Annotated in this window: 13 protein-coding genes; 5 read left to right on the forward strand and 8 right to left on the reverse strand. The window is 64.2% G+C overall.

What is annotated here, in order from left to right; genetic code table 11:
* The 3 genes from GF399_06660 to GF399_06670 all read right to left on the reverse strand — a co-directional run.
* Nucleotides 1-683 (reverse strand): hypothetical protein (locus GF399_06660; protein MBD3399996.1); only part of this gene is annotated, 683 nt, incomplete at its 3' end.
* Nucleotides 684-1,046: 363 nt separating this feature from the next.
* Nucleotides 1,047-2,105, reverse strand: coding sequence for a leucine dehydrogenase (locus GF399_06665; protein MBD3399997.1), 1,059 nt, complete (start codon nucleotides 2,103-2,105; stop codon nucleotides 1,047-1,049).
* 298 nt (nucleotides 2,106-2,403) lie between these two features.
* Nucleotides 2,404-2,898: a cytidine deaminase gene (locus tag GF399_06670; protein ID MBD3399998.1), complete on the reverse strand. Its 495-nt coding sequence runs from the start codon at nucleotides 2,896-2,898 to the stop codon at nucleotides 2,404-2,406.
* 133 nt (nucleotides 2,899-3,031) lie between these two features.
* Between GF399_06670 and GF399_06675 the strand changes: the two genes are divergently transcribed.
* The 5 genes from GF399_06675 to serS all read left to right on the forward strand — a co-directional run bounded on the left by GF399_06675 (nucleotide 3,032) and on the right by serS (nucleotide 8,277).
* A complete protein-coding gene (locus tag GF399_06675; protein ID MBD3399999.1) occupies nucleotides 3,032-4,168 on the forward strand; it encodes a CoA protein activase in 1,137 nt (378 codons plus the stop codon).
* On the forward strand, nucleotides 4,165-4,386 hold the full coding sequence (locus tag GF399_06680) for a hypothetical protein (protein MBD3400000.1): 222 nt from the start codon (nucleotides 4,165-4,167) through the stop codon (nucleotides 4,384-4,386). The genes GF399_06675 and GF399_06680 overlap by 4 nt, the downstream gene beginning before the upstream one ends.
* A 180-nt stretch (nucleotides 4,387-4,566) precedes the next feature.
* Nucleotides 4,567-5,733 carry a hypothetical protein gene (locus tag GF399_06685; protein MBD3400001.1) on the forward strand — a complete coding sequence of 389 codons (1,167 nt, stop codon included), beginning with the start codon at nucleotides 4,567-4,569 and terminating at the stop codon, nucleotides 5,731-5,733.
* Nucleotides 5,734-5,822: 89 nt separating this feature from the next.
* Nucleotides 5,823-6,602: a hypothetical protein gene (locus GF399_06690; GenBank protein ID MBD3400002.1), complete on the forward strand. Its 780-nt coding sequence runs from the start codon at nucleotides 5,823-5,825 to the stop codon at nucleotides 6,600-6,602.
* A gap of 400 nt (nucleotides 6,603-7,002) precedes the next feature.
* On the forward strand, nucleotides 7,003-8,277 hold the full coding sequence (gene serS / locus GF399_06695) for a serine--tRNA ligase (protein MBD3400003.1): 1,275 nt from the start codon (nucleotides 7,003-7,005) through the stop codon (nucleotides 8,275-8,277).
* 481 nt (nucleotides 8,278-8,758) lie between these two features.
* Here the strand turns inward: serS and GF399_06700 are convergent, their stop codons facing one another.
* The 5 genes from GF399_06700 to GF399_06720 all read right to left on the reverse strand — a co-directional run bounded on the left by GF399_06700 (nucleotide 8,759) and on the right by GF399_06720 (nucleotide 12,034).
* The gene (locus GF399_06700) at nucleotides 8,759-9,067 is read right to left on the reverse strand and encodes an amphi-Trp domain-containing protein (GenBank protein MBD3400004.1); all 309 of its coding nucleotides are present in this window, start codon (nucleotides 9,065-9,067) and stop codon (nucleotides 8,759-8,761) included.
* A 91-nt stretch (nucleotides 9,068-9,158) separates the two neighbouring features.
* The gene (locus tag GF399_06705; protein MBD3400005.1) at nucleotides 9,159-9,434 is read right to left on the reverse strand and encodes an amphi-Trp domain-containing protein; all 276 of its coding nucleotides are present in this window, start codon (nucleotides 9,432-9,434) and stop codon (nucleotides 9,159-9,161) included.
* A gap of 12 nt (nucleotides 9,435-9,446) precedes the next feature.
* Nucleotides 9,447-9,917, reverse strand: a complete 471-nt coding sequence (locus tag GF399_06710; protein ID MBD3400006.1) for an amphi-Trp domain-containing protein — start codon at nucleotides 9,915-9,917, stop codon at nucleotides 9,447-9,449.
* Between the two features lie 175 nt (nucleotides 9,918-10,092).
* Entirely contained in the window at nucleotides 10,093-11,190 is a 1,098-nt protein-coding gene (locus GF399_06715; GenBank protein ID MBD3400007.1) for an HprK-related kinase B, read from the reverse strand.
* Complete coding sequence (locus GF399_06720) at nucleotides 11,156-12,034, reverse strand: GAK system ATP-grasp enzyme (protein MBD3400008.1); 879 nt, start codon at nucleotides 12,032-12,034, stop codon at nucleotides 11,156-11,158. Before GF399_06720 ends, GF399_06715 begins: the two co-directional genes overlap by 35 nt.
* Nucleotides 12,035-12,220: the final 186 nt, after the last annotated feature.

Here is a 12,220-nt window from a genome sequence, read left to right on the forward strand (position 1 = left end):
CCGAAGTAGATCAACCCGCCGAACAGTGCCACCCCGGGATGCTTGCGCGCCAGGGTCAGCGCGTCGTAGAGCGGGTTGAAGGCGGCGCCGAAGCGGTAGGCCTCCAAGGCCGCACGGCGAACCTCCTTCTGCCAGCGCCGGGCCTCCTCCAGGTTCTCCTCCTTGAGCGCCTTGTCGACCGCCGCCAGTGACCTCTTCAACAATCCCTTGATATTGCGTTTCTTGCGCGGGTGGACGTCCTTCTTCTGCGCCTCGTCCAACTGACCGCGCAACACCTCCAGCAGGTCCCCCTTCTGCCGCGGCAGGATGTACTCGTCGGCCAGGATGTCGGCCTGGACGTCCTCGAGCAGGTCGGCCACGGTCAAACGCCGCAACTGAACGCTGTACTCCCGCCGGGCCGAATCGATCAGCTCCTCGACTGCCTCGTAGGACAACGGTACACCGCTGATCAGCATCCGGGCCACCAGCCCGGCCGTCCGCTCGGCCGCCTGGGCCTCGGCGACCTCGTTGCGCAGGCTGACCATCCGGCGCAGAATCAGCCACGAGATGAAGATGAACACCAACAGCACACCGACGGTCAGGATGATACGGATCAAGGGCGAGATCGTCGTCGTCGGTGTAATCGCCGGTTGAGCCAACACCGGCGCGGCGGCCGCCAGGGAAAGCAGGAAAACTCTACGCACGGGAAGCCTCCTGATGGAGTATTCTCAACAAATTATAGCATAATCCAGCCCGGTGCCGAGGCTCAGAGATTAACAAACCGGCGCCGGACCTTTGAAAAACACCGCTTCAACGGACGCGCTACGCCCGGAACCCGCGGCGCCGGAACCGGCACGGTTTTTGCGGAGGCGAACCGTTATCATCGACGGTAACGGGTGCCGAGATGCAAAAACCGTGCCGGTTCCGGCCGTCGCTGACCGCTGCGCGGGTTAAACACGGTTTTTCAAAGGTCCGGCCCGCACCCGGCGAAAGATCCGCGGAATCGGGTTGCGCTGCTCGCAAAAAACGACCCCCGGCGGGGGTCGTTTCCTTGTTGCCCGACCGGGCTAACGGCGGATGGACTTGGTCAGGCCGATGCGGGCGATCTTTTCCCGGGCCAGGGCCTTGGCGGCGGCCAGCGGGGTCTCGCCGCTGCGGCGGCAGCGGTTGAAGACCCGGCCCAGCATGCGGTAGACCCGCTGTGTACCTTTCCGGACCTCGTCGAGCTCGGTGCGCCCGCCGGGATGGATGTGCATCAGCGTGTCCCCGGCGTTGATGATAAACTCGGGAACGAAAAGGATCCCCCGCTCGGCCAGCCGCGCGGCCAGGGCCTCGTCGATGAGAACGTTGAAGGCCGAACCGGCCACGATTTTGGCCTTGAGCCGCTCGACGCGTTCGGTATTCAGCACCCCGCCGACGGCGCAGGGACAGAAGACGTCGCAGTCGACATCGTAGATCTCGTCGGGCCGGACCATCCGCGTATCGGGCTGGCGGTCTTGCAGCTCCTTGACGGGATCGAAACGCAGATCGCTCAGGATCAGCTCGGCGCCCTGATCGACCAGGATGCGCGCCAGGGCGCTCCCCACGCCGCCGACGCCCTGGAGGGCGATGGTGCGTCCGGCGACCTCGGCGTTGTTATGGACGTAGTTCAGCGCGGCGGTGATGCCGTGGAAGACGCCCCAGGCGCAGGCCGTTTCCGAGTCGATCTCGCCGGGTGAGCTGGCTCGGACGTGGGCGGTCTCCCGGCCCACGCTGCGGATGTTGTCGTCGTCGGTGCCCAGGTCGGAGTAGGCGACGAAGCGCCCGCCCAGGCTGTCGATGAAGCGGCCGAAAGCGCGCAGGGCGGCCTCGTCGGCGCCCTCGTCGTCGGCGGCCAGCAGAACCGCCATCCCGCCGCCGGCGTCGGTGTTGGCCGTGGCCATCTGGTAGGTCGAGCTCTCGGCCAGCCGCAGGGCGTCGGCGATGGCGGATTTCTCGTCCGGGTAGCTCCACAACCGGCAGCCGCCCAGGGCCGGCCCCAGGGTGGTGTCGTGGATGGCGACGAGGGCGCGCAGGCCCGTCGGCTGATGCTGGCAGAAGATCAACTGTTCGTGCCCGGCGGCTTCCAGGGCCTCGAAAATACCCACGGCGACTCCTCTTCATAATCGGCTGTACAAACGATCTACAATATTCGGGACACTGCTGATCAGCCAGACCGCCCAGCCAACCCCCATACGACGGCTCCCGTCATGTCGGCTCGGGCGCCGGCGAGACCTTTGAAAAAGGGTTCCGGCCCGCGTCTCACCGCCGGCGTACCGCGCCGCCGGAACCGGCACGGTTTTTGCATCTCGACGACCGTTGGCGCGGAGACAACGCTGCGTCTCCGCAAAAACCGTGCCGGTTCCGGCTCGTTGGAGGTTTTTCGGCCGGTGGAGGCGTTGTTTTTCAAAGGTCTCGTTCCGGCGCCGCAGTCAGCTCTGGAGCGGGATGCTGGAGCAGTTCCAGCCCGAGCAGCTCGTGGGCCTCGGCCAGCAGCTCCGCCGACAGCTTATCCGGGTAGCCCTCGGCGTAGACGATCCGTTTGACGCCGGCGTTGATCAGGATCTTGGCGCAGATGACACAGGGGTGGTTGGTGATGTAGATGGTGGCGTCTTCGGTGACCACGCCGAAGCGGGCGGCCTGGGCGATGGCGTTCTGCTCGGCGTGGGCGCCGCGGCAGATCTCGTGGCGCTGGCCCGAGGGGATGTCGTGCTGCCGGCGGTAGCAGCCGCCCAGTTCCTCGCAGTGGGCCAGCCCCCGGGGGGCGCCGTTATAGCCCGTGGCCAGGATGTGCTTGTCGCGGACCAGCACGGCGCCGACGTGGCGGCGCAGACAGGTCGAGCGCCCGGCCACCAGGCGGGCGATGCCCATGAAGTAGCTGTCCCAGCTTGGACGGGTCATGGTTCCCCTGGGCGGTGAAATCGATGTTGATTGTACCCCAACGCCCGGCCGCGGGCAAGTTAGCTGGGCGCAACTCCTTGACACTGCGCGACCCCCGCCGTATCATCGCCCCGACATCCAACGGGGACCTGCCTTGATCGTCACCACACCGCGCATGGGTCTGTGCCACATCGGCTACCGGCGCTTCCTCGAAGGCTTCGGGCATACCGTTCACATCCCGCCGCCGGGGACCAAGCACACCCTCTCCCTGGGCACCCAGCACAGCCCGGAGTTCGTCTGCTTCCCCTTCAAGATCATCATGGGCCAGTATTTGCAGGTGCTGCGCCGCCATCCGGAGATCGAGGCCGTCTTCACCTCGGGCGGCCGGGGTCCCTGCCGCGCCGGGCTCTATGGTGTGCTGCACCGCGAGATCCTCGCCGAGCAGGGCCACGACCTGCGGATGCTGCTGCTCGAGCCGCCGGTGATCGAGAACGTCAAGCTGATGAGCCCGGGCCTGACCTGGCGCGAGCGCATCATGCATTCCAAGTACGCCTGGCGTCTGCTGCGGGCGGTGGAGCGCGTCGAGGAACTAAGCCACTTCTACCGGCCGCGGGAGCTGCACCGGGGCGCCACCGACGCCGCCTTCGCCGCGGCGCTCACCCGCCTGCAGCGGGTGCGGGACATCATCGAACCCCGGCGGCTGCACCGTGATCTGGAGCGTTTCTTCGCCAGGCGGGTGGAGATCGACCACGACTACGAACCGGTACGCATCGGCATCGTCGGCGAGATCTTCGTCGTCCTCGACGATTTCGCCAACCACGACATCGAGCGCCAGTTGGGTTACCTGGGGGCCGAGGTCCAGCGCAGTCTCTACGTCACCAAGTGGCTGCTGGGCGGCATCTACCGCCGCTGGACCAAACAGAGCATCGCCCGGGCCTCGGAACGCTTCCTCAGCTACTGGGTCGGCGGCGACGGCCGCGAGAGCATCGGCGAGAGCGTGATGTACGCCGAGGCCGGCTACGAGGGCGTCATCCAACTGTCACCCTTCACCTGCATCCCCGAGATCGTCGCCAAGAGCATCCTGCCCACAATCGGCGAAGAGGCCGGGATCGCCGTGCTCAGTCTGGACATCGACGAGAACACGGGCACCGCCGGGGTGCGCACCCGGCTCGAGGCCTTCGTCGATATGCTCCAGCGCCGCGAGGGCAAGCCGCCCCTGCACCGCCGAACGAACGAACCCCGCTCCAGCGCGATCCAGCGTCCCGCGCCGGCCGCCGGAGGAGTGCGGTGACGGCGCGATCGCCGGAGACCGCCCCGAGCGCCGGGCTCGCGGAACAGGGTTTCCGGCTGAGCATACCCGTCATCCTCGGCGCCCTGGTCCTGGTCAAGCTGCTGCTCCACGCCGCCACGGCCGGGGCCTTCGGCTCCTTCCGCGACGAGCTCTACTACCTGGCCTGCGCCGATCACCCCGCGCTCGGTTACGTCGACCACCCGGCGCTGTCGAGCTGACTGCTGGACGGCTGGCGTTGGCTGATCGGCGAGTCGCTGTTCTCGATCCGCCTGCTGGCGGCCCTCATCGGTTCAGGGACCATCGTCTTCTGCGGGCTGTCGGCGCGGGAGCTGGGCGGCGGCCGCTTCGCCGTCTTTAGCGCCGGGGCCGCGGCCCTGCCGGCTCCGGTTTTCCGTTCCGTGCACAGCTTCTACTCGATGAACGCCCTCGACCACCTGCTGTGGACGGCGGTGGTCTTCGTCTTGTTGCGGACCATGCGGGCCGTCACGGTCAGGCAGCAGTACCGGCGCTGGTTGGCCTTCGGCCTGCTTCTAGGTCTGGGCTTGCTCAATAAATACTCGATCGGCCTGCTGATCCTGGGCCTGCTCGTCGGCTGCCTGCTGACCGAGCGGCGCGCCCTCTTCAAAGAACGCTGGCCCTGGCTGGCCGCCGGAGCGGCCCTGCTCGTCTTCCTGCCCCACCTGCTCTGGCAGCTCGCCCAGGGTTTTCCCACCCTCGAGTTCATTCACAACGCCGCCTTCTACAAGAACACCCCGCCCGGCGTCTTCACCCTCCTGGCCGAGTCCCTGCTCCACCTGACCCCCGTCGGTTTCCTGCTCCTCGTCGCCGCCTGCGTCCACGGCTTCTCCAAGTCCGGCCGGCCCCGGCGCTTCCTCGTCTGGGTCTATCCCGTCGCCTTCGCGCTGACCGCCCTGGGTGGTAAGACCTACTACCTGGCGCCGGTCTTCTTGATACTGGTCCCCCTTGGCGCTGTAGCCTTCGAAGGCTGGGCCGCCAGAGGTTGGCGCTGGTTACGGTACACCGTCCCCGTCCTCTTCGCCCTGCTGAGCCTGGCCAGCCTGCCCCCGGCCCTGCCCGTCCTGTCACCGCAACGCAGCGCCGACTACGCCGCGGCCCTGGGTCTCGTCCCCCAGCTCGGGCTCCAGCGCGCCGAGGTCCTGCCCCAGTACTTCGCCGACCGCTTCGGCTGGCCCGAACTCGTCGAGACCCTGGCCGTCGTCCACGGCTCGCTCACACCCGCCCAGCGGGCCGACTGCGGCGTCTTCTGCACCAACTACGGCCAGGCCGGAGCCGTCGTCCATTTCGCTCCCGCCTACGGCCTACCCCCCGCCACCTGTCCCCACAACAGCTACTGGCACTGGGGTCCGCCGCCGACGCACCGGACCTGGATCGTCGTCGGCGCGCTCGCCGCGGAGTTGAAGGAGCTCTTCGCCGACGTCGAGCTGAAAACCAACTTCTCCCACCCCTGGGTGATGGACTACGAGGACGACAAACCGATCTGGCTCTGCAGCGAGCCGCTGGCCGACCTGGCCGAACTGTGGCCCGAGCTGCGATTTTACCTCTAGGATGGGGTTGGGGTAGGCTTAGATTAACGAGTGTAGGGCGGCCACTTTGCGGCCCGGCGCGAAACCTAAGTGCAGTAAAGGAACAAGCAATGAGTGACATCTACTTCATCGGATGTGATATGGGAGGCTGGCATACAAAAGAAACAGATGCCATTGCAATAATGAAGTGGGATGGAACAAATCTATCTCATTCTAATGTAGATAATGGCCAACTATTTTATCCATTTAATAAAGTAAACGATATTTCATCTAATAATGCAATTGATATAAAAAATCATATCATAATATCAATTGATGCAGCACTTGGATGGCCCATACAATTTACAATACACGTAAATTCGATTAAAGAGGCAGATTATAAACCTACTTTTAACGTTGATGACGGTCAATTTCAAAACCCATATTTATTTAGAAAAACAGGGAGATTTGTGAAGTCAGTAATTAAAACAGAGCCATTATCAGCTGTCAAGGATAATCTTTGTTCTAACTTTACGGAAGCCCAAGCATTAGTCGAATGGTTTAAGAAACATTATAATGATTTATATAGACCCCCATTTGATGAATACAAGAAGTCTGAAGCAGTAAATAAGAAACACACACTGATAGAAGTATACCCTGCTGCAAGTAAAAAAAGCACTAAATATCAAAAACTAGATGATCCCGATACGAATTATCCGATGTCTAGACTTGGCAATACAGATATAGCTGACGCCAAACGCTGTGCCATGACAGCGGTCTGTTATGCGAAAACAATTGGCTTGATTGATAATACAAATTATCCAGAAGTATACACACCTGATGATGCAAGTGCAATGGGATACGATATGTGTGCTATCAGGAAAGAGGGCTGGATATTCGCGCCGAAGTAAGATTGGCAACCGCAGGCGGTGGCGCGCTTGTTGCCCGCGGGCTCCGGCTACGGAGACCGCGGAATGCAACAAGCGTGACACCGCCGGGGGAACCGCCCGCCGGCGGCGGTGGTTTCCCCGCTACCCAGCCCGAACAGAACTACCCCCCCGCCTGGATTAAGCTGGTCCGTGGCGGCAACGTAATCCCCGCCCGCCGCTGGGGGAGGGTCGGCGAGGGGGCTTTGGCCGACAACATCAAACACCACCAACGGCAAAACGCCGTCGCGATTGCAATCCCGAGTCTGCCTTGCATCCAGACATGACGAACAGCAACCCATCGGACGCCCCCTCGTCAAGGGGGCGGTCTTTCTGGTACTATCGGCGGAGTCGGCAAGCCGAACACCACCACCGGGAGTAACCGATGCTCGACCTCCGCTACCTGCGCTCGAATCCCGCCGAGGCCGAACGCCGCCTCAAGGCCCGCGATCCGCACATCTCTCTCGACCGGCTCAAGGCCCTGGACGCCGCCTGGCGCAACGTCCTGCAGCGCGTCGAGGAGCTGCGTGCCGAGCGTAACGAGGTCGGCCAGGCCATCGCCGCCGCCAAGAAGGCCGGAGAAGACGCCGAGCTGGCCATCGAGCGCATGGGTAAGCTCAAAGAGGAGCTGGCCGGTCTGGAGGAGCAGGTAGAGCAGTTCAAGGCCGAACTGAACGACGAACTCCTCGGGCTGCCCAACCTGCCCGACGAGCGCGTCCCCGTCTCCCAGGACGAGGACGACGCCCAGGAGCTGCGCATCAGCGGGCGGTTGCCGAACCTCGACTTCGAACCGCGGGACCATGTCGAGCTGGGCGAGGAGCTGGAGATCCTCGATTTCTCCGCCTCGGCCAAGCTGGCCGGCGCGGGATTCGCCCTCTATAAAAATGACGGCGCCCTGCTGGAATGGGCGCTGTTGACCTGGTTGTTCAACCGCGCCGCCGCCGCCGGCTTTACCCCCGTTCTGCCGCCCTTCCTGGTCAACGCCGACTCCCTCTACACCTCGAGCCAACTGCCCAAGTTCATGGGCGATATCTACAAGCTGGCCGAAGACGAGCTGTACCTGATCCCCACCAGCGAGGTGCCGCTGGTCAACCTCGGCCGCGAGGAGACCTTCGCCGAGGAGGACCTGCCGCGCAGCTTCACCGCGGTGACCGCCAACTTCCGCCGCGAGGCCGGCACCTACGGCCGTGACACCCGGGGGCTGGTACGCACCCATCAGTTCAACAAGGTAGAGCTGGTCACCTTCTGCACCCCGGAACAGGCCGAGGACGCCTTCGAGCGTATTCTGACCCACGCCGAAGGGGTCGTCGAGGCCCTCGGGCTGCGCTGGCGCACCATCCGCCTGGTTACCGGCGACATGGCCGGCCAGGCCGCCATGACCGTCGATGTCGAGGTCTGGTGCCCCGGGATGAAGCGCTGGTGGGAGGTCTCCTCGGTTTCCAACTGCACGGACTACCAGGCCCGCCGCGGCGCCATCCGCTATAAACCCGCCGCCGGCGGCAAGAGCATGCTCTGCCACACCCTCAACGGCTCCGGTGTGGCCACCAGCCGCCTGCTGCCCGCCGTCCTGGAGACCTTCCAACGCGCCGACGGCTCCGTCGCCCTGCCCGAGGTCCTGCGGCCCTACCTCGACGGAAAAAAGGAAATCCGGCGGAACTAAGCCCCACCTCTGCCCGTAAACCTATTACAAACCTTACCCACCAACTTCCTCCAGGTATGGGCAAGGAAAGGAGGCCTCGAAAGGGGCCTCCTGTTTACGTGCCGTGCAATCACGCGCCTCGCCCGATCCGGCCGGCCGCTTGTGCAGGACGCCGGGCTTTGTCTGCAGCCCCCGGGTTTTCGTCAGCGCCGCTGACGATCGCGGCCTCAGTCCCCGCCGCCCGAGACCTTTGACAACGGCAACTCCGGTTGATCAGCGCAAGTCCGGCCGCCGGAACCGGCACGGTTTTTGCATCTCGGCGACCGTTACGAGGGATATTAACGGTTCGCCTCCGCAAAAACCGTGCCGGTTCCGGCGGCCGTCGATGCAATCCGATCGTCAAAGGTCTCGGGCGGCGGCGTTGCGGGTTGCTTACGGTGTGCTGAGCCCAAACAACGGGGACCCCCGGGGGTCCCCGTTGAGTTGTGTGGCGGTTGGTGTGCTAGGCCTGGGGCGGTTCTTCGGTTTTGGGAGCCTCGGGGGCCTCGCTGGAAATCTTGAAGGTTTCCGGGGCCTCGGCGGCGGCAACACTCTTCTTCCAGGAGATCTCCAGACTGAGCTTCTCCTTGTTGTCCTTCTGCTTGGCCTCGACCTCGAGTTCCATGACGTCCTGGGGGGTTAGGGCGACGTGTTCGGCGCCGTGCTGAACGACGACGGTGCCGGACTTGATGCTCTTGATGAGCTCCTCGAGGTAGCTGACGAGTTGCTTTTGTTCGAGGTTGCCCTTGAACTCGACTTCCTTCTTAGCCATTTTCTCCTCCTCCGCGGGGTGTTGTGGGTTGACGCGCAAACGATGATATTGGTCCGTTATCGGAGTCGCGATTACCCGCCGACGATGCGACCTACTCGATCACGGTGGCGTTGAACTGGCTGATGGTGAGCGACTCGGGCTGGTCGGACTGCTTCCACTTGACCTCGAGCTCGAGCTTGGCGCCGTCTTCCTTCTGCTTGGCCTTGACCTCGACCTTGACGACGGTGCCGGGGCGCAGGACGACGCGCTCCTGGCCCTTCTGGATGACCACGGCGCCGGAGGTGAAGCCCTCGGTCAGTTTCTTCATGTACTCGCCGAACTGCTCCAGAGTGAAGGAGCCCTTGAATTCTATCTCGTTTTTCGCCATCGGTCCGTCTCCTTACTTGCCCTTGGCTTTACCGCCCTTAGTGCGGTTGCTGGTGGTTTTATCGGCCTTCTTGCCGCTCTGGGCGGTTTTCTTTTTCTTGCCCGTAGTGCTGGTTGTTGTGCTCTTCGTGGTAGTCTTTTTTCCGGCTTTCTTGGCGGTCGGAACCGGTTTTTTCCTGGGTTTGGGTTTCGCGGCGGCCTCGTTAAGCGCGGCTTTGGCGCCGGGGCGCGGAACGGCGGTCGCGCTGCCGATATGAAAGCCCGCGCTGGAGCGCCAGTTCAGCTTGAGGCTGAGCTTCTCCTCGTCATCCTTTTCCTTGGCCTTGAGGGCCACCTCGAAGGTCTCGCCGGGCAGCAGGATCAGGTTGTCCGCCCCGGCGGCGATGTTGAGTTCGCCCTTCTTCAGGCCGGCGACCAGCTCCTCGAGCCAGTGAACGACCTCGTCGCGCTTGAAGAGTCCCTTGGATGCTACCTTGTCCGACATTCGTCCCCCTTCTCTTGGCTTTTTTACATGGGAAGTATTCCTGTATGGCAAAGGTAAGTCATGGCTCAGCTAAGCGACACTGGTGAGCTTGGCGTTACACATACGCCGTCTCGCAAACCAGGGAATATCTGCATGGTAACCGGTGCTGATACCCGTCCCGGCAGCGGTGCGGGTTTCAGTCGCCGAGCAGCTCCCGACAGGCGGCGGCCGCATAGGTGAAATCGATCCCACCGCTGATTTCGTAGACCAGCGCTTCGGCCAGCAGCTCCAGGTAGGCCTCGTCGTCGACCTCGGTCAGGGCCTTGCCCAGGGGACGGTAGAACAGCCCCGGCGCCTTGGTGAAGGCGCTGAACAGGTCCCGACGTTCCGCGAGCCGGACCCGCCGCAGTACCGTCGGACCGCCGCCGTGACGCCAGTTGAGGATCACCAGCCCGGCGAAACCGGCGCGTAGCCGGAAGCGCCGCGGTCCGTAACGCTCCCCGATGTGAACGTTGTGCTTGTCCTCAACGTCCCAGAGCTCCTCGGGCTCCAGCTCGGCGTACCGCAGGCGCTTGTTCTCGCTGAGCACCCCGTGCAAAGCCGGATTGTTCAACGCCGTACCCGGATTGATCCGCGGATGCTTGGGCACGCCGACGACGATCCGCTCCCCGTGCTCGCGGCGCAGAACGAGGCGGTCGTTGGAGACGAAGTCCAGCCCCGGTCCCATCAGCTCCAAAGCCAGAGAGGACTTGCCCATCCCGGAAAAACCGGCCAGGGCCAGGGCGCGCTCCCCGGCGGCGACGGCGGACGCGTGGAGCAGCGCCCCGTCGCGCTCCAGCTCCCGGGCCAGAAAGCGCCCGTTGATGAAGTTGACCACCTGGTTGAGATAATCGCGGCACGGTCCATAGGCCAGCCAGTCATCGGCGCCGAGGAGGAACAGCATTCCCGTGCGCAGCTTGCGCACCAGGCGACCGTCGGGTAGCTCCAGGTAGGCCTCCTTGGGACCCGTCTTGCCCCCTTCCCGGGGCTTGATCTTCCAGTCGAGCTCCAGCTCCGTCGCCGGTGCGCTCCAGACCGTCAGCGTCGGCGCGGTTCGGACCTCGTCGACGAAGGAGCCGTAGTAGGCGCGCAGCTCGTCGACGACCCGGTCGTCGTTGCTCGCCAGTCGCAGGCGGTAACCGGCGAAGCGCAGGCCGAGATGCTTCTCGGCCGCGGCGCCTCCCAGCAGGCGGCGACGCAGAGCGGCGACACTCGGTGCGTCAGTCAGCGATTCGTTCGAGGACATAATCCACATAGAGTTCGGCGGCGTTGATGTCTCGAGTCTCCGCCAGACCGCGGAAGCCCCCGAAGGCCGAGACCTCGAAGACTACCGGCCCCGTTGGGGTCACGGCGATGTCGACACAGGTGAAATCCAGGCCGAAGAGGGCCTGGGCCCTACGGGCCAGCTCGATGACAGCCGGCTCCGGCTCGCAGCGGGCGTAGCGACCGCCGTCCGCCGTGGTGGTGTTCCAGGAACCTGCGCCGGCCACCCGGGCATAGCTGGCCAGGTACTCGCCTCCCAGGAAAACGATACCCAGATCCCGGCCGGGTAGCTCGATCAGCTTTTGCAGGTAGAAAACCCCAGGATGCTCGCGCTGGAAAGCCGCCAGCTCCTCCATCGACTCCGACCCGGCCTCCAGCAGGCGCATCCCGCGGGCCTTCGAGGTGAACAGGGGTTTCAGCACCGCTGTGCCGAAGCGCTGGACGGCGGCCACGGCGGCCGCAGCGTCCTCGGTGACCACCGTCGGCGGCAGGGGAATACCGGCGCCGGCCAGCGTCGCCGTACAGCTCAGCCGATCGATGACCCCGGCGATGGCCGCCGGGCGAGAGAAGACCGGCACGCCAGCTTCGTTGAGCACCCGCAACAACTCCAAACGCTGCAGGTGCGTCGGCGAATACTCCCCGGCCAGCTTCTTGACGATCACGGCGTCGAGGTCGTTGAGCACCACGCCCTCGGAAACGACCCGCCCCCGCTCCAGCTCGACGGACAGACCGGCGGTTTCCAGCAGGGCGCACTCGCAGCCGCGCTCGCGGGCGGCCCGTTGCAGGATGCGGGAGGACCAGCCGTCCCGCACTCCGATCACGGCGAGTCGCTTCATCGCCTCCCTCGGTTGTGTGATGACACTGCGGTCGATGAGCTACGGTTATGAGTGCACCCGGGAGACCGTTGAAAACAGCCCGGAGAAACCCCGATCGGACCGGCTCCCCGCCCCGCCGGAACCGGCACGGTTTTTGCATCTCGGCGACCGTTACGGCCGACGATAACGGTCCGCCTCCGCAAAAAC

Source organism: Candidatus Coatesbacteria bacterium, from assembly GCA_014728225.1.
In the GTDB taxonomy this organism is placed as follows: Bacteria; RBG-13-66-14; RBG-13-66-14; order RBG-13-66-14; family RBG-13-66-14; genus WJLX01.